This window comes from Streptomyces sp. STR69, from assembly GCF_024519455.1.
Taxonomy (GTDB): Bacteria; Actinomycetota; Actinomycetes; order Streptomycetales; family Streptomycetaceae; genus Streptomyces.
In genome coordinates this window covers 101584-121907 of record NZ_JALJRY010000031.1, presented here as the reverse complement: position 1 = coordinate 121907, position 20324 = coordinate 101584, and the positions used below count along the sequence as shown (strand labels likewise).

Below are 20324 nucleotides of genomic sequence, written 5' to 3'. Positions count from 1 at the left end.
CTCAAGGAACGGACGCTTCCTTTGTACTCACCCTCTCGGGCTTTCCTCCGGGCTTTTCCCTTCGGTCTTGCGTTTCCGACTCTATCAGACCGTTTCCGGTCCCGATTTCCTCGGTGCTTTCCAGGTTCCCGCTTCCGCGTTTCCCTTTCCGGCGACTCCGACTCTATCAGATCCTTTCGGGCCTGACTCCCAGTCAGAGGGGGCTGCCATCCCGGCCCTTGGGCCGTTCCGACGTCTCAAACCTTAGCCGATTCCCCCGGCGGAGTTCCAATCGAGGTCCAGTGACCTGATCGAACACAGCCGAGCCCAAATCGAATTGAATTCGGGCACGCCGAAATCAATCCCGTTGGGAGATCGTGCGGATGGTTTGGGTTGCCGCTGTCGCGGCGGAGGTGTTGCCGGAGAACCGTTACGGCTCGGCGGCAACCCGAAGAACTTTACGGATCGAGGAGGGGCGTGTCAACCACCCCTGTCAAGATCTTTTCCTGGGCGAGTCGGAGGCTGGTCGGAGACCGCTCAGTCCAGGTCGGTCAGGCGCCCGCCCGCGTCCGGCTGGGCGTGCTCCACCCTACGCAGCAGCCGGGTGAGGACCTCGCCGAGGACCGTGCGCTCGTCCGGCGACAGGTCCTGGAGCAGGTCCTCCTCGAAGACCGTCGCCATACGCATCGCCTCCAGCCACTTGCCGCGGCCCTCGGGGGTCAGCTCCACGATCACGCGGACGCGGTTGGACTCGTCCCGCTCCCTGGTGACCAGCCCCTCGGAGACCATGCGGTCGATCCGGTGGGTCATCGCGGCCGGCGTGAGGCCGAGGCGCTTGGCGAGGTCGCTGGGGCCCATCCGGTAGGGGTCGCCGGCGAGGACGAGGGCCTTGAGGACCTCCCAGTCGGCGCTGCTGATGCCGAGGTTCGCGGTCTGACGGCCGTAGGCGACGTTCATACGGCGGTTGAGGCGGCCCAGGGCCGAAACGATCTTCTCGACCTGGGGGTCGAGGTCCCGGAATTCGCGCTGGTAGGCGGCGATCTGTTCGTCGAGCGTCGGCTCCGGGACGCCGCTGGTGTCGGCCATGCGCGCAGTATGGCACGGGCTTCCTTTGCCTTGAAGTCCTTGAGTATGTACTCTTTAGCTTCTAAGTCTTCAGGTCTAACTAGTTGATTGAGGTGAACGTGACCAGGGCGATGGGCGCAGCGATGCGCCGGATCCACGTGGGCAACGCACTCAGCGCGTTCGGGCTCGGCTTCACGGTCCCGTACCTGTACGTCTATGTGGCGCAGGTGCGGGGTCTTGGAGGTATGACGGCGGGGCTCGTGCTCGCCGTCTTCGCCGTGGCCGCGCTGATCGTGCTGCCGTTCGCCGGGCGGGCCATCGTCCGGCGTGGCCCGCGGCCGGTTCTGCTCGTCGCCCTGGTCGTGGCCGCCGTAGGAGCGCTGAGTCTGGGGCTGGCGGGGAACGCGACGGCTGTGCTGGTGTCGGCTGCCGGGCTCGGGGCCGGGCAGGCCGTGATGCAGCCGGCGCTCGCCACGATGATCGTGGAGTGTTCGACCGCCGAGACGCGGTCGCGGGCGTTTGCCATGCAGTTCTTTCTGCAGAACCTCGGGCTCGGTGTCGGTGGGCTCATCGGCGGTCATCTGGTCGACACGACCAGTGCGTCGTCGTTCACGCTGTTGTTCGGGATCGAGTCGGCGATGTTCCTGGTGCTCGCCGGGGTGATGGCGACCGTGCGGATGCCGCACTCACCGGTCATCGGGGACGCTCCCTCGCGGGTGTCGGGCAAGGGTGCCTGGAAGCAGTTGCTCGGCAATCGGGCCATGGTGCAGCTGAGCGTGCTCGGCTTCGTCATGTTCTTTGCCTGCTATGGGCAGTTCGAGTCCGGGCTGAGTGCCTACGGGGTCGAGGCCGCCGGGATTTCCACGTCCGCGCTCGGGACGGCGTTGGCCGCGAACACCGCGATGATCGTGGTCGCGCAGTTCGCGGTGCTGAAGTTCGTCGAGCGGCGGCGGCGGTCCAGGGTGATCGCCGGGGTCGGGCTGATCTGGGCGCTGGCCTGGGTCACGGCCGGGTATGCCGGGCTCGGGCACGGGAGTCAGGAGATGGCGACGGCCGCGTTCGTGTCGACGTACGCGCTGTTCGGGCTCGGTGAGGCGATGTTGTCGCCGACCATCGCGCCGCTGGTCGCCGATCTGGCGCCGGAGGGGATGGCCGGGCAGTACAACTCGGCCTTCGCCCTGGTGAAGCAGCTCGCGCTGGCCGTCGGGCCCGCGGTGGGCGGGCCGCTCGGGGCCTCGCTGCCGGGGCCGTACGTCGTGATGTTCCTGGTGTTCTCGCTGGGGATCAGCGTGCTCGCCGTGCGGCTGGGGCGGCAGTTGACCGCCGTACAGGATCAGCCGTGGCGGGCGAAGGGGAGTCTGGTGGTCGCTCGGGGGGCCGTCGAGCCCGTCGGTGCGGACGTGTAGGTCATACCGGGGGCGTCTTGGGGAGGACGAACTCGCACCAGACGGCCTTGCCGCCGCCGGGGGTGCGGCGGGAGCCCCAGGTGGTGGCGATTGTCGCGACGATCGCGATGCCGCGGCCGGACTCGTCGGCGGGTTCGGCGCGGCGGCGGCGCGGGAGGTGGTCGTCGCCGTCCGTGACCTCGACGATGAGGCGGCGGTCGGTGCGGCGCAGGCGGAGGCGCATCGGTGGGGTGCCGTGCTGGAGGCTGTTGGCGACGAGTTCGCTGGCGGCCAGGACGCCGAGGTCGTGCAGTTCGGTGGGGAAGCGCCAGCTGGTGAGGACTCCGGAGGCGAAGGCACGCGCGCGTGGGGCCGCTTCCACTCCGCCGAGCAGCTCCAGGGCCGCGTTGCGGAAGAGATCGCCGTCGTGGCCGGTGCGGGTCGGGTGCTGGACGACCAGGACGGCGACGTCGTCGTCGTGGTCGGCGGTGACGCCGAGCGAGCGGACCAGGCGGTCGCAGACGACCTGGGGGGTGCCGGTGGCGCCGGCCAACGCGCGCTCCAGGGAGGCGATTCCCTCGTCGAGGTCCTCGTCCCTGCGCTCCACCAGGCCGTCCGTGTAGAGGACCGCGGTGGAGCCGGGGCTGAGCGGGATCGTGCCGGAGGAGTGGATCCAGCCGCCGGTGCCGAGCGGGGGGCCGGTGGGTTCGTCGGCGCGCTGGACCGTGCCCGTCTCGTCGCGGACGAGGATCGGGAGGTGGCCGGCGGAGGCGTACACCAGGCGGCCCTCGTTCGGGTCGAAGATGGCGTACACGCAGGTGGCGATCTGGTTGGCGTCGATCTCCGTGGCGAGGCCGTCCAGCAGCTGGAGGATCTCGTGCGGGGGCAGGTCGAGGCGGGCGTACGCGCGGACGGCGGTGCGGAGTTGGCCCATGACGGCCGCCGCGCGGACGCCCCGGCCCATGACGTCGCCGATGACCAGGGCGGTCCGGCCGCCGCCGAGGGTGATCACGTCGTACCAGTCGCCGCCGACCGCGGCCTCGGTGCCGCCGGGCTGGTAGGTGGCGGCGATGCGGAGGTCGTCGGGCTCTTCGAGCTCCTGGGGGAGCAGGGAGCGCTGGAGCGTTACGGCGGTCTCGCGCTGGCGGCGTTCGCTGGTGCGCAGGCGCTCGGCGGCCTCGGCGTGGTCGGTGACGTCGGTGGCGAAGATCAGGACGCCGCCCTCGCCGCCGTCGGCGCTCTTGGCGACCGGGGTGCAGGTGAAGGTGTAGGACCGGCCGCCGGGGGCCTTGCGGGACTTGAGGGTGCGGGGCTTGCCGCTGCGCAGGACCTGGTCGAGGAGCGGGAGCAGGCCGAGTTCGTCGAGCTCGGGGAGCGCGTCGCGGGCCGGTGCTCCCAGGGGGCGGTCGCCGAAGGCGGCCACGTAGGCGTCGTTGACGTACGCGATGCGCTGGTCGGGGCCGTGCACCAGGGCGACGAGGGCCGGGACGCGGTCGAGGACCTCGCGGACGGGCAGGTCGTCGACGGCGGGGACGGGCGGCGGCTCGTCGGTGAGCTGCTCGGCGCGGGCCGCGGGTACGGAGCCCTCGCCCCGGCGGTCCGGGGTGACCTGGTGGTCGGTCCGCGCTGCGGCGCGGCGCTGCGTTCCGGGGAGCCGGGCGCTCCAGCGCGTGAAGTTCACGAATCCTTGCCTCGTGTAGGTGTCGTCGGCCGGTTCCGGACCCTGCCGGGGGTCCGGGGGCCGCGCGGTGGGGGCCGCACATCGGTCGCCGGGGGATGCAGCACAGTGGGGAGAGCCTCTTGGGTGGGACGGGCGGGCGCGGGCCCGCCCGAAGTCGTGGACCAGTCTGGCAGTGTGGCGGACCGGGCCGATATTCGTCAGACGCCGGGGCCGCCGGTGGAGTTCCTCGGTCCGGTCAGTTCGACCCCTTCGGGTCGTGCGGAGGCTTCCCACCGGCCGCGAGTTCGAACTCGGCTCGCGGGTGTTCGAGTGAACCCAGGGACACGATCTCCCGTTTGAAGAGCCCCGCCAGGGTCCATTCGGCGAGCACGCGGGCCTTGCGGTTGAAGGTGGGCACCCTGCTGAGGTGGTAGACGCGGTGCATGAACCAGGCAGGGTAGCCCTTCAGCTTCCGTCCGTAGACCTGCGCGACACCTTTGTGCAGTCCCAGGGAAGCGACCGAGCCGACGTACTTGTGGGCGTACGTCTGCAGGGGCTCGCCCCGCAGGGAGTGCGCGATGTTGTCCCCGAGGACCTTGGCCTGGCGGACCGCGTGCTGGGCGTTGGGGGCGGTCTCCGTGCCGGGCGCGTCGGCGGTCACGTCGGGGACGGCTGCCGCGTCTCCCGCGGCCCACGCGTGCGTGGCGCCCTCGATCGTCAGCTCCGGGGTGCACTTGAGGCGGCCGTGCGCGGTGAGCGGGAGGTCGGTGGCGGCGAGGACCGGGTGGGGTTTGACGCCGGCCGTCCACACGAGCGTGCGGGTGGGGAAGCGCTGGCCGTCGTCGAGTACGGCGACGCGGTCGGCGCAGGATTCGAGGCGGGTCTCCAGGAGGACCTGGATGTTGCGTCTGCGGAGCTGGGTGACGGTGTAGGTGCCCATCTCCTGGCCGACCTCGGGGAGGATGCAGTTCGAGGCCTCCACGAGGATCCACTTCATGTCGTCGGCGTCGACGTTGTGGTAGTAGCGCACGGCGTAGCGGGCCATGTCCTCCAGCTCGCCGAGCGCCTCGACGCCGGCGTAACCGCCTCCTACGAAGACGAAGGTCAGGGCCGCGTCGCGGACCGCGGGGTCGCGGGTGGAGGAGGCGATGTCCAGTTGCTCGATGACGTGGTTGCGCAGGCCGATGGCCTCCTCGACGGTCTTGAAGCCGACGCCGTGCTCGGCGAGACCGGGGATGGGGAGGGTGCGCGAGATCGAGCCGGGGGCCAGGACGAGTTCGTCGTACGACAGCTCTTCCGTGCCGGTGCCCTCCTCCTCGGTGGCGAGGGTGCTGAGGGTCGCGGTGCGCTTGCCGTGGTCGATGGCGGTGGCCTCGCCGATGACGACCCGGCACCGGTCGAGGACGCGGCGCAGCGGGACGACGACATGGCGGGGGGAGATCGAACCGGCGGCGGCCTCGGGGAGAAACGGCTGATACGTCATATAAGGGTCGGGGCTGACTACCGTGATCTCGACCTGCCCGCGCCTGATTTCACGTTTCAACTTCTTCTGAAGGCGCAGGGCCGTGTACATCCCGACGTAGCCGCCACCGACAACGAGAATGCGCGCGCGTTCCTTCACCATCCCATGACGCACCCGGCGCTGGAGTTTGTCCACAGGCTCGACAAATTGTGTGACCGGCCGGGGACAGCTCGCGCGGGCGCCGGAATTGCCGGAGTACAGGGCAGGTGCGCAGGTCAGTGGGGGTGATCGGGGTGGTGCCCGGGGGCGCAATCGGGATGTATGCGACCCGTACTCCGATCGGGGGGCGCTCCGTGCGGAACCTGCCCCTTCTGAATTGACCCCCTCTCAACTATGTTCGTGTGTCGACGGGGTGAAGGGGGATGCGCTCAACGAGCCCGCGAGAAGCGTGGTTCGTGAACCGGGCTTGTCTCACGATGCTCCGGCTGCCAATGGCGGGGAGTCTCCGGGGGGAGACGTCATTAACCGGGGGAACGTGTATGCATATTCAGGACTCTCATTGGACATCCGCGTCTGCCGTCGCATCCGGCGCCGCGGTCGGTGCGGCGGCGGGAAACGGACGCGGGGACAGCTCGCGCACGACGCCGTTGCGCGTGGACGCACAGCGCAATCTGGAGCACGTGCTGCGGGCGGCGCGTGAGGTCTTCGGCGAACTGGGCTACGGCGCGCCGATGGAGGACGTGGCGCGGCGCGCGCGGGTCGGTGTCGGCACGGTGTACCGGCGCTTCCCGAGCAAGGACGTCCTGGTGCGCCGGATAGCCGAGGAGGAGACCTCCCGGCTGACCGACCAGGCTCGTTCGGCGCTCGGCCAGGAGGACGAGCCGTGGTCGGCGCTGTCGCGCTTCCTGCGGACGTCGGTGGCCTCGGGCGCCGGGCGGCTGCTGCCGCCGCAGGTGCTGCGGGTGGGCGTCGCCGACGAAGGCGCCGAGGGCTCCCTACTCGACGAGGCGCGGGTGCCGCAGCAGCGGACGCAGCCGGGTACGGGTGAGCTGCGGTTGGTGCCGGAGGAGTCGGCGGGGTCTTTGGGCTCGGTGGTCGACGACGCCGGGGCGGCGGCGCTGCTGGAGGTCGTCGGGCAGCTCGTGGACCGGGCGCGGGCGGCGGGTCAGCTGCGGCCGGACGTGTCGGTGTCGGACGTACTGCTGGTGATCGCCACGGCGGCGCCCTCGCTGCCGGATGCTGCGCAGCAGGCGGCGGCGTCGGCGCGGTTGCTGGACATCCTGCTGGAGGGGCTGCGGTCGCGGCCGTTGTGAGGCCGACTCCTTGGGGTCGGGAGGCCCGTTCGCGGGTGACTCGAATAGGTGACTGTGGCGCGGAGGTACCGAAGTGCCCGCGCCCCGAGTGATGCCCGGGAGCGTTCCGGGCATTTCGGTCATCCGTGCCAACTCCCGTTCTGGGCACGAGAGTTGAGCCTTCCCCGGAGGGGTGAACGCTAGTACTGCGTTGCGGGAAGTCCCCACGGACGAGTGGATGGTCCGTACGACGGGGTCCTGAACAAAAGCCAATATGGCTACGCTGACCCGGTGTTCGGGACTGGTTGGGCAGGCGGCGGGGGCTTTCCGCGATGAGCGTTGACGGGCGGGACGAGTCACTGGGTGACAGTGACCCGGAGGCCGGTGGGCTGACCTCACCACAGGTGCCGAGTCAGGGCGGGCCCGGCGGGGTCCCCCAGGGCGGCGGCGATCCCGGCGAGGGCAGCGTCCCGGCCCAGCGCGAGGGCAGTGTCCTCCCGCCGCCGCTGGAGAGGCCCACGGCCGACGCCTCGTTGATCGAGCGGATGCGCGCCGGTGACGACACGGCGTACGAGGAGCTGTACCGGCGCCACGCGGACGCCGTGCGCCGCTACGCCCGCACCTGCTGCCGGGACGCGCACACCGCCGACGACCTGACCGCCGAGGTCTTCGCCCGCATGCTCCAGGCGGTACGCGGCGGCTCCGGGCCCGAGCACGCCGTACGCGCCTATCTGCTGACCTCCGTCCGGCGCGTCGCCGCGAACTGGACGAAATCGGCGAAGCGGGAGCAGCTCGTCGACGACTTCGCGGTGTTCGCCGCCCAGTCCGCGCGCGTGTCCGAGGTGTCCGACGACGACACGCTGGACCTGGGCGCCGATGTCCGGGCGATGCACGAGGCCGAGCAGTCGATGGCCATGCGGGCGTTCCGGTCGCTGCCCGAGCGGTGGCAGGCCGTGCTGTGGCACACCGAGGTCGAGGACGAGTCGCCGAGCGAGGTCGCCACGCTCTTCGGGCTCGACGCCAACGGCACGCGCGTGCTGGCCAGCCGGGCCCGCGAGGGCCTCAAGCAGGCCTACCTCCAGGCCCATGTCAGCGCCACCCTCACCGACGACGAGGAGTGCGCTCGCTACGCCGACCAGCTCGGCACCTACGCCCGCCGCCGGCTGCGCACGCGTGCCGAACGGGGGCTGCGCAAGCACCTGGAGGAGTGCGCCAAGTGCCGGCTGGCCGCGCTGCAGATCGAGGAGGTCGCCAGCGGGATCCCGGCGGTCGTCCCGGTCGCGGTCATCGGCTGGTTCGGCGCCGCCGGGTACGCCAAGGCGGTCGCACTCATCGCGGGCGGCGCGGGAGCGGGTGCGGCCGGTGCAGCGGGCGCGGCTGCCGCGGCGAGCGGGAGTTCGTCCGGCGGGGCGGGTGCCGCCGGTGCGTCCGCGGCGGCCGGCGGCAGCTCGTCGGGCGGGGCCGGTGCCGGTGGCGCGGCGGCCTCCGAGGGGCTCGGGGCGCCGGTGAAGGCGGGCATCGCGGCCGGTGTGGTCGCGGTCGGTGTGGTGGCGGCGGTGGCGTTCGCGCTGGCCAACCACGACAGTCCCGCGAAGGAACCACCCCGGGCCGGGTCGACCCCCTCCTCCTCCCCCGTCGTCAAGCCCGAGTCGCCGACACCGGCGCCCCCGAAGAAGCAACCCGCCCAGGAACCGGCGGTGTTGGCCCCCGAACCGACCCCCACCCCGAGCCCGACCCCGACGCCCGCACCCAAACCCAGGCCGACACCGACCCCGACCCCGAAGGCCTCCCCGACCCCGACACCGACCCCCAGGCCCACCCCGACGCCCACCCCGACACCGACCCCGACGCCCCCACCCGCGCCGACGATCTTCCAGGTGAGCGAGCTCTCGTACAACGTCAACGGCGACGGCACCGCCCCGGAGATCCGGCTCGGCGACAGCAGTTGGGTGTGGCAGCGCTACGGCGTCGCGATCGGCGGCACGCGCTACACCCACGGCATCACCGTGCACGGCCGCTCCTCGGTCACGATCGACCTCAACCGCCAGTGCGTCTCCTACGACGCGAGGGTCGGCGTCGACGACATGATGCTGGGGCTCGGCCGGGTCTACTTCTCGGTGTACGCCGACGGGGTCCGGCTGTGGAGTTCCGGGGAGATCGACGGCGGTGACCCGGCGGTGCCGGTCCATGTGGGCCTCGCCGGGCGCAGGACCGTACGGCTGGTGGTCGAGCCGCGCAGTTCCTTCGACGACCTGGCGCTCGCGGACTGGGCGGAGTCGAAGTTCACCTGCCAGTAGGGCCGACAGGGCCCGGTGCCGGGGAGGGCAGCTCGGTCAGTGCCTCGGCCACGGTGAGGGACTCGCCCCGGGCACGCTCGGCGGCGTAGCCCGCGGCGCCCAGCGCGGCGCGGGCCGTCTCCTGGATGCGCTCGGTCCTGGCGCGCTCCGGCATGGGGCACGGATGACCGCCGCGCAACCGGTCGGCCGCCGCGAACAGCCTTACCGCGGCCGGGAGTTGGCCGAGTTCGGCGAGGAGCATCGCCGCGTGGTCGACCAGGGCCGCGGTGACCACCTCGGCGCACCGCAGCTCCACCCCCTCGCGCAGAGCGCCCGCCATCGCCACCAACCCGCGCTCGGGGCCGGACTCGGCGGCGGTGACCAGGGCGTCGACCGCGCCCAGCGCCGCCCGGAACTGCGGCGGCGGTGTGCCGCGTCCGCTCTCCTCACGGGCCTGTTCGCAGAACGCGCGGGCGGAGGTCACGTCCCCGTCCTCCAGGGCGATGTGCGCGCGCAGCAGCTGGATGAACGCGTGGGCGTCCGCGACCCCGTGCCGGTCGGAGGCCTCGGTCGCCTCGTCCAGGCCCGCTATCGCGGCCTCGCGGTCACCCGCGCGGAAGGCCAGTTCGGCGAGCCGGGCGATGAGGAACGGCGTCTCGGTGTGGGCGCCGACCTCGTAGGCGAGCGCGAGCGCCTCCTCGTAGGCCCCCTTGGCCTCCTCGAACCGGCCACGGCCCATGGCGGCCTCGCCGACCGCGCTGGACACCTGGGCCCGCACCCAGCGGTCGCCGACGCGACGGCAGAGCACGCGCAGTTCCGCGAGGTCGTCGTCGACGCCCGCCATGCCGCCCGGGGAGTCGACGACCATGTGCGTGCGGAACATCAGGATGACGGCGACCTCCCAATCCCCGCCGTGGACACGGGCGTTGGCGACCGCCACGTCCATGACGTCCCGGATGTCCATCGTGTCGCGCAGGAAGTAGGCGGTGAACGGCCACGCGAGCCCCGGCATCCGCGCCGCGGCCGGGCCACCGCCGGCGAAGAAGCTCTGCACCAGCGAGACGTACCGGCGCAGCCGCTCGTCCCGCAGTCCGTTCGGCAGGTGGTCCAGGGCTCCTGATTCGGCGCCCAGGAAAAGGTGCAGCATCCGGAGGTTCATGCGCTGGATGTGCAGGGGGTGGCCGGTCTCGGCGTCCGGGGCTTCGAGGTAGGCCTCGAACGGGCCTGCGGTGTCCACCGGGGTGATGAGGCCGAGGACGCGCTCGGCCCAGTCGACGCCCTCTCGGCGGTAGTTGCGCAGCCACCAGAACCAGCCGATGGCGAGGGCCAGTGCACCGGCCTCCGCCTCGTCGCCCGCGGTGACGGTTCGGTCGAGGGCCGCGCGGAAGTTGTCGAGCTCGGTCTCCAGGCGGGCGATCCAAGGGAGTTGCTCCCAGGAGCGGAGCAGCGGCTCGGCCTCCTCGACGAGGGCGCGCACCCAGGACCGGTGCCGACGCTCGGCCGCCGCCCGCAGTGCCGGGGTCTCGGCGGCACGCTCGACGGCGTACTCGTGGATGGTCTCCAGCATGCGGTAGCGCATGCCGTCGTGCGCTTCCCCCGGGGTGGCCACGATCAGGGACTTGTCGACGAGCGCGCCGATCAGGTCCGCCGCCGGGCCGGTGCACACGCTCTCCGCCGCCGCGAGGTCCCAGCCGCCGGCGAACACCGAGGCCTCGCGCAACAGGGTCCGCTCGTGCTCGTCGAGCAGGTCCCAGGACCAGTCGACGACGGCCCGCAGGGTCTGCTGGCGGGGCAGGACCGTGCGGCTGCCGGAGGTGAGGAGGCGGAAGCGGTCGTCGAGGCGGTCGGCGATCTGGCGGGGGGTGAGCAACCGCAGCCGGGCGGCGGCGAGTTCGATGGCGAGGGGCAGACCGTCGAGGCGCCGGCAGATCTCCGTGACCGCTTCGGTGTCCTGGAGCACGGTCTCCGCGTCGGGGCGGACGGCGGCGGCGCGCTCCGCGAAGAGGCGGTGGGCCTGGTCGGGGACGAGGGGCTCGACCGGGCGTACCGACTCGCCGGGGACGCCCAGGGGTTCACGGCTGGTGGCGAGGATCGTGAGCCCCGGGCAGCGGGTCAGGAGGGTCTCGGCGAGGTCGGCCGCCGCGCCGATGACATGTTCGCAGTTGTCAAGGATCAGGAGTCGGCTGCGCGCCGCGCAGTACTCGATCAGCAGGGCGACCGGGTCGTCCTGCGGGACCGCCAACTCGGTGGTCATCAGCACGGTCTCGCGCAGACCGAGGGCACTGACCACCGCGCCCGGCACCGCCTCCGGCCGGTCGAGCCGGGCGAGTTCGACCAGCCACGCCTGCGGGAGTCCGGCGGCGGCTTCCTCGGCGAGACGGGTCTTTCCGGAGCCGCCCGGTCCGGTGAGCGTGACGAGGCGGGCCCTGTGCACTTCGGAACGGATGGCGGCGATCTCGGGTTCCCGGCCCACGAAAGAGGTAAGCCGTGGACGCAGGTTGCCGTCGCGTTCGGACTGCCGGGCGGGGTGGTCGCCGGCGCAGGTCGGGGGCGGTGACTTGAGCAACTCGCCGTGCAGGGCCCGGAGTTCCGGTCCCGGGTCGGTGCCGAGGCCGTCGGCGAGGGCGCGCCGGGCGGTCTCGTAGGCGGCGAGCGCGTCGGCTCCGCGGCCCGAGTCGCGCAGGGCGCGGATGAGGAGAGCGTGCAGCGGTTCGTCGTACGGGTGCGCCGCGGTCAGTTCCTTCAACTCCGGTACGGCGTCTGCGGCGCGGCCGAGCAGCAGGTCCGCCTCGACCCGCGCGCGGGTCGCCTCCTGGCGCAGCGCGTCCGGGCGGGCGGCGGCGGACCGGTCGGGGAGGTCGGCGACGGCGGGCCCGCGCCACAGGGCGAGCGCCTCGCCGAGGTCGCGGGCGGCGACGGTCGCCTCGCCCCGCTCCAGGGCGGCCGTGCCCTGGCGCACCAGCCGTTCGAAGACGTACAGGTCCACGTCGTCCCGGGTCGCCGCGAGCCGGTAGCCGCCGGGGTCCGAGACGATCGCGTCCTTGCCGACGGTACGGCGCAGCCGGCCGACGAGGGCCTGGAGGGCGGCCGGGGCGTCCTGGGGAGGTTCGTCGGCCCACACCTCGTCGATCAGGGTGCCGAAGGGGACGATCCGGCCCGGGTGCAGGGCGAGGGCGGCGAGCAGCGCGCGCAGCCGCGCACCGCCGAGCGCCACGACGGCGCCCCGTTCGTCCTCCGCCCGGGTACTGCCCAGGATTTTGTACCGCACCGGGTCATTGTCGCCGGGCAGGAGGGACAAGGTCACGGCGTTTGCGGGCGGGGCCCGCGGTTGGGGCGGTTTGTGTCGGTGCGCTGCCCAAGGTCCGGTGCGCTGCCCAAGGTTTCGTCGGGGAGCGGGGCGCTCAGGCCACTCCCGCTCCCCCACCCGATGCCAGTGCCCCCCGCTGCGGCCTGATCCCCGCCGGTACCGCACGCGCGCGTGCCGGTGTTCCCGTCCAGCAGGTGCCCCGGCGGGCCAGCAGCCGGCCGAGCCACAACTCCAGGGAGACCAGGTCCGCGAGGCCGTCCAGGGGCAGTGGTTCGCCCTGGGCCGCCGCGCGCAGCGCCTTGCGGACGACGCGGGCCTCCACCAGGCCGGCCTGCGCCAGCAGGGGTGTGTCGAAGAGGGCCATCAGGGAGTCCGCGGCGACCCGGAGGCCGGTGCGGGACGCGGCTGCCGCCGAGGCGTGGGAGGGGGCGCCCCAGCCGGGCGGGAGGTCGCCGACGCCGGCGCCCTCCAGGACCGTACGGAGGATGGCCGCGCGGGCCCCTGGCTGGACGCGTAGCGCCTCGGGAAGGGTCCGGCAGGCCCGGACCACCTGGTTGTCGAGGAAGGGCATGTGGAGCCGCTGGGAGCGGATCTCGGCGGCCTGTTCCAGGACGCGCAGGTCTCCCGCGTGCCTGGCGAGTGCGGCACGCGCGCGGAAGTCGCCCGGGCGCTGTCCCGGGCCGACCCCTTGGCCCTGACGGCTGGGCGCCCCTTGTAGGCGAACCGATACTTCAGCTAGGGCCTCACCGGTCAGCCACCGCGCCGCGGGCCCCGGTCTGGCCCAGGTGAGCGCGGCCAGGGAGGCCCCGACGGCACCGCCGGGCTCGTCGAAACGCTGGTTCATCAGCCGGTCGGCGAGGACTTCGAGCCCGGCGCCGTACGGGGTCCGGGCGAGGCGGCGGGCCGCGCCGTACACGCGCGCGGGGACCATCACCGAACCGTCCGCCTTCGCCAACGCGGCCACCGGGCGCACCAGATGGCGCCGTTTGCGGTCCATGAGGAGGTCGGCGAGGCGGGCCGGGTGCGCGTCCAGGACCTGGCGGGCGCCGTACCCGGTGAAGTGGTCGGCGCTGCCCGCGGCGAGCCGGGCGCGGTGGCGGGCGGCGGTGATCAGGGAGGGGCCGGGTTCGTCGGTGAGGGGGCCGTCGAGTTCGGCGTACGGCAGGACGTCCTCGCCGCCGGTCACCACCACGTGGTGCAGGCGGGGGTTGGCGGCGAGGGTGCCCGCGCGCTCCACCTCGGACTCGCGTCCGCGGACGGCGAGGTCGTTGAAGGTGACAGCCAGGAGCCGCTCTCCCGCGCCGGTGCCGTGCCCGAGGACCGTGCCGGGTGCGCCCGGCAGTCCGGCGGCGAGCAGGGCCAGCGTTCCGGAGGCGGGCCCCCCGGAGAGGTCGGCGCCGATGCCGGGGACGGGCATCCCGCGCGCGGCACGCCGTTCGGCGGGCCCCATGCCGGGCACCGGCCCCGGGTCGATGTCGGGAACGTGCCGGGGCGCGGACAGGCGCGCACGCACCGCGTCGACCAGTGCGTCCCGTACGGCGTCCACCGCACTGTCGGGGTCGACGGGCGCGGCGGCGACGGCGAGGGAGGCGACCGGCTCGTACCCGGCGATCTCACGCGCCCCGGCGCGCAGGATCAGCGCATGCCCCGGCGGAATGCGCCGCACGCCGTCGTACGGAGTGGAGTCGTGCAGCGCGGCGGGCACGTCGGGGGCCGCGAGCAGGGCCGCCAGGTGCCCGAAGTCGAGGTTGGCCTCGATGAGGTCGGCGAGCGGGAGCGCGGCCGTGGAGTAGGCCGTACCGCCGGCCCAGGGGGTGTAGAACACCGGCTTGGCGCCCGCGAGATCGCCGCAGACCATGGTGCGGCGGTTGACCTTGACGACCGCCGTGTAACTCCCCGACCAGGCCGTCAGATGCCGAAGTGCCCCTCCGCGCGCGGAGAACAGGCTCAGCCGCAGCTCCTCGTCGGTGGCGCCGCAGGTGCCGAGGACCGCGATGCGGGTCTCCGCGTCGACCTTGACGACGCGCACCTCGTCGGGCCGCCAGTCGCCGACCGCCCAGAGCGGATCCGGGTCTCCCCACAGGAGTTGGGAGCCGACCGGATGGACCGTCTCACCGTCGAGTCCGGTCGCCCCCGCGGAACCGATCGTGGCGGCTCCAGCGGCGGTACTGCTCCATCCCACCAACCACCGCATCGACGCCTCCACAGGCTGTGGACAACCAGTGCACCGCACGAACTGGGCACCATGCTGCCATGAAGGACGCCTTCCGGAGGGCCGGAGAAGCCGCTTGAGATCGCGTGAAGACGCCCTGGACGAGGGACAACCGGACAAGGACGACCCTACGTCCGCGACGCGAATGCGCCCCCGATACGCTCCCCCAAAACCCCTAACGCGCCCTCAACTCCCGTGGTAGGAGCGGTATTCGGCACCGAGAGGCGGGGGTGATTTTCGGCCAAATCGGTGTTACGAGCACAGGCTCGCGCACGCTCCGTACATACCGTGCGCACCGCTTCGTACCGCGCACAGTCCGGGAGGCGGAGTACGCCTCCCGGACCGGTCCGCCGCCCGCGGGGATGTAGGCGGCGGTGTCCCCCAGCCCACTGGATCCAGTACAGCGGGCCGACCCACGCACGATCCATCGAAGCGCTCCCGCGATGGCCGGAGAAGAGCGCACGGACGGGCGCACGGCCACACGGCGGGGGCACGTCGCAACCCTCCGTGCAAACCCCGCACTCGCGTACGGACCACAATCCCGCCATCCGGAACAATGCCCCTTAACGCTTGGGATGCGGCGAACTACGCTGGGTTTACGAATGCCGCATGGTTATGCCAGCGCGGCAGCCGTCTGTGTCGAGGGGTGGCGCATGTCCAGGGAGCAACGCGGGCCGAACGAAAAACTCGGCACCGTTCTCGCCCTCGCGGGAATCAGCAACGCAGGACTCGCGCGTCGCGTCAACGATCTTGGCGCTCAACGCGGGTTGACACTTCGCTACGACAAGACGTCGGTGGCGCGCTGGGTGTCGAAGGGAATGGTGCCCCAGGGCGCCGCCCCGCACCTCATCGCGGCGGCCATCGGCCAGAAGCTCGGCCGCCCGGTGCCGCTCCACGAGATCGGCCTGGCGGACGCGGATCCCGCGCCGGAAGTGGGCCTCGCATTCCCCCGGGACGTCGGTCAAGCCGTGCGTTCCGCAACGGAGTTGTACCGACTCGACCTCGCCGGCCGCCGGGCCGGCTCGGGCGGCATCTGGCAGTCCCTCGCCGGGTCGTTCGCAGTCAGCGCATACGCAACGCCCGCCTCACGGTGGCTGATAACCCCGGCCGACAGTTCGGTGGCGCGGGAGGCCAACTCCGCGGAGGGCTCCGGGGCACCGCTGAAAGTCGGCCACAGCGATGTGCAGAAGCTGCGGGAAGCCGCGGAGGACGCCAGGCGCTGGGACTCCAAGTACGGGGGCGGCGACTGGCGTTCGTCGATGGTGCCGGAGTGCCTGCGGGTGGAGGCGGCACCGCTGCTGCTCGGCTCGTACTCCGACGAGGTCGGCAGAGCGCTGTTCGGCGCGAGCGCCGAACTCACCCGGCTCGCCGGGTGGATGGCGTTCGACACCGGGCAGCAGGAGGCGGCGCAGCGGTACTACATCCAGGCGCTGCGGCTGGCCCGCGCGGCGGCGGACGTACCGCTGGGGGGTTATGTCCTGGCCTCGATGTCGTTGCAGGCGACCTATCGGGGGTTCGGCGACGAGGGTGTCGACCTCGCGCAGGCCGCGCTCGAACGCAACCGTGGGCTTGCGACTGCCCGCACGATGAGCTTCTTCCGGCTCGTCGAGGCGCGGTCCCACGCGAAGGCGGGGGACGCCCAGGCGGCCGGTGCGGCGCTGAAGGCTGCCGAGGGGTGGCTTGAGCGGTCCCGGGAGGGTGACAACGATCCGTCCTGGCTCGGGTTCTACGGCTACGACCGGTTCGCGGCGGACGCGGCGGAGTGCTACCGGGATCTGAAGGCGCCTCGGCAGGTGCGGCGGTTCACCGAGCAGGCGTTGTCCAAGCCGACGGAGGAGTTCGTGCGGTCGCACGGGCTCCGGCTGGTGGTTTCCGCGGTTGCCGAGTTGGAGTCGGGGAATCTTGATGCGGCTTGTGAGCAGGGGGTGCGGGCGGTGGAGGTCGCTGGGCGCATCTCGTCGGCTCGGACCACCGAGTATGTGAAGGATCTTCTGCATCGGCTGGAGCCGTATGGGGATGAGCCTCGGGTTGTCGAGCTGCGGGAGAGGGCTCGGCCGTTGTTGATGGCGCCCGCCTAGTCGTCTGCGTGGCTTGTGCGTCTTGCGTGTGCGGGTGCGCTGTGGCTGGTCGCGCAGTTCCCCGCGCCCCTTGGGCGCGTCTCGCCCTCCCGGCGTTTGAAGTGGCTGTCAGTGGTGCAGTGCACTATCGGATGCGGGAGGTGGTGCGCGGTGGTCGGGTACGACTGTGATGTGCTCGTGGTCGGGGGTGGGATCGTCGGGCTGTCGGTCGCGTATGCGATCGGCCGCGCCGCGCCGGGGACGCGGGTGACCGTCCTGGAGAAGGAGGCGGGGCCCGCCCGGCATCAGACGGGGCGGAACAGCGGGGTGATCCACAGCGGGATCTACTACCGGCCCGGCTCGCTCAAGGCGCGGTACGCGGTGGGCGGTGCCGCCGAGATGGTCAAGTTCTGTGCGGAGTACGGCATTCCGCACGCCGTCACCGGCAAGCTGATCGTCGCCACGGAGCGCGACGAGCTGCCCCGTCTGCACGCGCTCGTGCAGCGCGGCCGGGAGAACGGCATCCCGGTGCGCGAGCTCGGCGGGGCCCAGATCCCCGAGTACGAACCGGAGGTGCGCGGACTCGCCGCCATAGAGGTCGCGACGACCGGGATCTGTGACTACGTCGCGGTCGCCCGGCACCTGGCCGAGGCCTCCGGCGCCGAGATCCGCTACGGCGCCCGCGTCGCCCATGTCGACCGGCGCCCGGAGCGCGGGGTCGCCGTCCGGACGACGGACGGTGCCGGGGGTGGAGACATCGTCCGCGCGCGCGTGCTGGTGAACTGCGCCGGGCTGCAGTGCGACGAGGTGGCCCGGCTGACCGGTGACGACCCCGGGATGCGGATCGTGCCGTTCCGCGGCGAGTACTACACGCTGACGCGGCCCGAGCTGGTGCGCGGCCTGGTGTATCCGGTGCCGGACCCGGCGTTCCCGTTCCTCGGTGTGCACCTCACGCGCGGCATCGACGGCAGCGTGCACGTGGGTCCGAACGCGGTGCCGGCGCTGGCCCGCGAGGGCTACGGCTGGGGTGTCGTACGCCCCCGGGAGATCGCGACGACGGCGGCCTGGCCCGGGGTGTGGCGGATGGCGCGGCAGCACTGGAGGTACGGGGTGGGGGAGCTGCGGCGGTCGGTGTCCAAGAGCGCGTTCACCACCGCCGTACAACGACTTCTCCCCGCAGTGACACCCGACGACCTCACTCCTTCGGCAGCCGGAGTACGCGCCCAGGCCGTCCTCCGGGACGGCACCCTCGTCGACGACTTCCTGATCAAGGAGGGCCCGCGCGCGGTGCACGTCCTCAACGCCCCGAGCCCGGCGGCGACCGCCTCGCTGCCGATCGGGAGAGAGGTGGCCCGGCGGGCACTGGCCGTGCTGGGGCAGGAGGAGGGCATCCGGCTCCCGGTGCGGCCGGCGGCTCCCGGTTCCCCGTAAAATCGACCCATTGTGTCTGACTCCCCCAACATCCCCGACGCTCCCGCCCAGCCCACGCAGCGCACCCGTGGCAGGGACGAACCCCGTTTCCCCGACGGCCCCAAGCCCGACCCCGCCGGCTCCCACTTCGAGCGCCGCATCCGAAGTTTCCAGCCGCGCAGGAGCCGGGTAACCGCAGGCCAAGCGGACGCGCTGACGCGGTTGTGGCCCAAGTGGGGCCTGGACATCGACGGGCAGCGGGTCGTCGATTTCGGGGAGCTGTTCGGGAACGACAACCCCGTCGTGCTGGAGATCGGCTTCGGGATGGGTGAGGCCACCGCGCAGATGGCCGCCGCGGACCCGGCGACGAACATCCTCGCCGCCGATGTGCACACCCCGGGCCAGGGCAATCTGCTGGGCCTCGCCGACCACCACGGGCTCTCCAACATCCGGGTCGCCAACGGGGACGCGATCATCCTGCTGCGCGAGATGCTCACCCCCGACTCGCTCGACGGGCTGCGCGTCTACTTCCCGGACCCCTGGCCGAAGAAGCGGCACCACAAACGGCGCTTGATCCAGGAGGAGTTCCTGTCGCTGGCCGCGACCCGGCTCAAACCCGGGGCGACCGTGCACTGCGCGACGGACTGGGAGCCGTACGCGGAGCAGATGCTCGAAGTGCTGGGCGCGCACCCGGACTTCGAGAACAGCCAACCCGACGGCGATTTCGCGCCTCGTCCGGACTTCCGGCCGCTGACCCGTTTCGAGGGGCAGGGACTGGACAAGGGTCATGTCGTGAACGATCTGCTGTTCCGTCGCGTACCCCACGACGACCAGCGCTGAAGCCAGGCTCCCTCGCGGGCCGTGCCCTTACCTCGTTAGGGTCGATGCCGTGGCCACGTATTCCCAGTACCCCCCACACCCCGGCCACCCGGCCGGTGGTGTGCCCGGGCACGTGCCGCGCGGGCGCTGGTGGCACCGGACGGGGGTCCGTTACGGCGCGCTGATCACCCTGCTCGCGCTCTCCGGGCTCGTCATCCTCGCCCTGGTGCGCCAACAGACCGGCACGGAAGGGTTTTTGGTGGGTCTCGGGCTCGCCGTGCTGCCCGTGCCGCTGCTCGTCGCCGCGTTCCGCTGGCTGGACCGGGTAGACCCCGGCCCCTGGCGGAATCTCCTGTTCTCCTTCGCCTGGGGCGCTTGTGCCGCCGCGCTGATAGCGATCGTCGCCAACAGCTTCGCCACGAGATGGATAGCGACGGCGACCGCCGACCCGACCGGCGCGGACACCCTGGGCGCGACGGTGATAGCCCCGATCGTGGAGGAGTCGGCGAAGGCGGCGGCCGTCCTGCTCGTCTTCCTGTTCCGCAGACGGGACTTCACCGGGATCGTCGACGGGGTGGTGATAGCCGGGGTCACCGCCACCGGCTTCGCGTTCACCGAGAACATCCTCTACCTGGGCACCGCCTTCGGCACCGACCAGCTCACCGGGGACCGCGGCTTCACCTCCGTGACCGCGGCGACGTTCTTCGTGCGCATCGTCATGTCCCCGTTCGCGCACCCCCTGTTCACCGTCCTGACCGGCATCGGCTTCGGCCTCGCCGCCCGCTTCCCCGACCGGCGGCACGTCCGGCGCGTCCTGCTCCCCATGACCGGACTGCTGCTCGCGATGGGCATGCACGCGGTCTGGAACGGCTCCTCGACGTTCGGCCAGTACGGCTTCTTCGAGGTCTACGGCCTGTTCATGGTGCCCGCGTTCGGTCTGCTGACCTGGCTCGCGGTCTGGACCCGGCAGCGTGAACTGCGCGCGGTGCGCGAGGAGTTGCCCGTGTATGTGCTCGCGGGCTGGCTGGCCCCGAGCGAACCGTTCGTGCTCGGCTCGATGCGGGCCCGCCGGCTGGCCCGCGAGTACGCCGGCCACCATCTCGGCCGCCCCGCCGCCCGCTCGGTGGCCCGCTACGAGGCCTGCGCGACCTCCCTGGCGTTCCTGCGGTACCGGGCCGCGCGGGGCCGCGCCGGCGCCGACTTCGCCGTACGGGAAAGGGAGTTGCTGCACGAGCTGTGGCGGCGGCGGGAGGTGGCGCGGCCCGCGCTGGAGTACGCGGCGCGGCGGATCGCGCCACCGGCGCCGGTGGTGGTGCCGCCGTGGCCGGTGTACGGGGTGTACGGAAACACGGCGGCGTCGTATCCCGCGTCCGCGTACAACCCGTACCGGTCCTGACGAA

12 protein-coding genes are annotated in these 20324 nt (G+C 72.2%); 7 read left to right on the top strand and 5 right to left on the bottom strand.

The window, feature by feature from the left end:
• Positions 1–516 precede the first annotated feature (516 nt).
• Positions 517–1065, bottom strand: coding sequence for a MarR family winged helix-turn-helix transcriptional regulator (locus OC490_RS40005; protein ID WP_262062958.1), 549 nt, complete (start codon positions 1063–1065; stop codon positions 517–519).
• 110 nt (positions 1066–1175) lie between these two features.
• Here OC490_RS40005 and OC490_RS40000 point away from each other — a divergent pair, with 110 nt between their 5' ends.
• Positions 1176–2450 carry an MFS transporter gene (locus tag OC490_RS40000; protein WP_410099240.1) on the top strand — a complete coding sequence of 425 codons (1275 nt, stop codon included), beginning with the start codon at positions 1176–1178 and terminating at the stop codon, positions 2448–2450.
• A gap of 1 nt (position 2451) precedes the next feature.
• Here the strand turns inward: OC490_RS40000 and OC490_RS39995 are convergent, their stop codons facing one another.
• Together OC490_RS39995 and OC490_RS39990 are read right to left on the bottom strand one after the other, a co-directional pair.
• Positions 2452–4110 (bottom strand): SpoIIE family protein phosphatase, encoded by a 1659-nt coding sequence (locus OC490_RS39995; protein ID WP_262062956.1) that lies wholly within the window; start codon positions 4108–4110, stop codon positions 2452–2454.
• Between the two features lie 235 nt (positions 4111–4345).
• A complete protein-coding gene (locus tag OC490_RS39990) occupies positions 4346–5713 on the bottom strand; it encodes an NAD(P)/FAD-dependent oxidoreductase (protein ID WP_262062955.1) in 1368 nt (455 codons plus the stop codon).
• A gap of 377 nt (positions 5714–6090) precedes the next feature.
• Here OC490_RS39990 and OC490_RS39985 point away from each other — a divergent pair, with 377 nt between their 5' ends.
• Together OC490_RS39985 and OC490_RS39980 are read left to right on the top strand one after the other, a co-directional pair.
• On the top strand, positions 6091–6864 hold the full coding sequence (locus OC490_RS39985) for a TetR/AcrR family transcriptional regulator (RefSeq protein ID WP_262062954.1): 774 nt from the start codon (positions 6091–6093) through the stop codon (positions 6862–6864).
• Positions 6865–7175: 311 nt separating this feature from the next.
• Positions 7176–9140 carry a sigma-70 family RNA polymerase sigma factor gene (locus OC490_RS39980; protein WP_262062953.1) on the top strand — a complete coding sequence of 655 codons (1965 nt, stop codon included), beginning with the start codon at positions 7176–7178 and terminating at the stop codon, positions 9138–9140.
• Here the strand turns inward: OC490_RS39980 and OC490_RS39975 are convergent.
• Positions 9127–12387, bottom strand: a complete 3261-nt coding sequence (locus OC490_RS39975) for a BTAD domain-containing putative transcriptional regulator (protein ID WP_262062952.1) — start codon at positions 12385–12387, stop codon at positions 9127–9129. The two genes, OC490_RS39980 and OC490_RS39975, sit on opposite strands and share 14 nt — an antisense overlap.
• Positions 12388–12520: 133 nt before the next feature.
• Positions 12521–14620 carry an asparagine synthase-related protein gene (locus OC490_RS39970; protein WP_262062951.1) on the bottom strand — a complete coding sequence of 700 codons (2100 nt, stop codon included), beginning with the start codon at positions 14618–14620 and terminating at the stop codon, positions 12521–12523.
• Positions 14621–15291: 671 nt separating this feature from the next.
• Here OC490_RS39970 and OC490_RS39965 point away from each other — a divergent pair.
• The 4 genes from OC490_RS39965 (at position 15292) to OC490_RS39950 (ending at position 20320) form a co-directional block, all read left to right on the top strand.
• A complete protein-coding gene (locus OC490_RS39965) occupies positions 15292–16716 on the top strand; it encodes an MFS transporter (RefSeq protein ID WP_200715240.1) in 1425 nt (474 codons plus the stop codon).
• Between the two features lie 150 nt (positions 16717–16866).
• On the top strand, positions 16867–18126 hold the full coding sequence (gene lhgO, locus OC490_RS39960; RefSeq protein WP_262062950.1) for an L-2-hydroxyglutarate oxidase: 1260 nt from the start codon (positions 16867–16869) through the stop codon (positions 18124–18126).
• Positions 18127–18138: 12 nt separating this feature from the next.
• Positions 18139–18945 carry a tRNA (guanosine(46)-N7)-methyltransferase TrmB gene (gene trmB / locus OC490_RS39955; RefSeq protein WP_262062949.1) on the top strand — a complete coding sequence of 269 codons (807 nt, stop codon included), beginning with the start codon at positions 18139–18141 and terminating at the stop codon, positions 18943–18945.
• Positions 18946–18994: 49 nt separating this feature from the next.
• On the top strand, positions 18995–20320 hold the full coding sequence (locus tag OC490_RS39950; protein ID WP_262062948.1) for a PrsW family intramembrane metalloprotease: 1326 nt from the start codon (positions 18995–18997) through the stop codon (positions 20318–20320).
• The last annotated feature ends 4 nt before the right edge of the window (positions 20321–20324 follow it).

Bases quoted from the DNA above. Each gene is read 5' to 3' on its own strand.
- OC490_RS39965 (WP_200715240.1), top strand. From the start codon at position 15,292: ATGTCCAGGGAGCAACGCGGGCCGAACGAAAAACTCGGCACCGTTCTC.
- OC490_RS39990 (WP_262062955.1), bottom strand. From the start codon at position 5,713: ATGGTGAAGGAACGCGCGCGCATTCTCGTTGTCGGTGGCGGCTACGTC.
- OC490_RS40000 (WP_410099240.1), top strand. From the start codon at position 1,176: ATGGGCGCAGCGATGCGCCGGATCCACGTGGGCAACGCACTCAGCGCG.
- OC490_RS40005 (WP_262062958.1), bottom strand. From the start codon at position 1,065: ATGGCCGACACCAGCGGCGTCCCGGAGCCGACGCTCGACGAACAGATC.
- OC490_RS39970 (WP_262062951.1), bottom strand. From the start codon at position 14,620: ATGCGGTGGTTGGTGGGATGGAGCAGTACCGCCGCTGGAGCCGCCACG.
- OC490_RS39980 (WP_262062953.1), top strand. From the start codon at position 7,176: ATGAGCGTTGACGGGCGGGACGAGTCACTGGGTGACAGTGACCCGGAG.
- OC490_RS39985 (WP_262062954.1), top strand. From the start codon at position 6,091: ATGCATATTCAGGACTCTCATTGGACATCCGCGTCTGCCGTCGCATCC.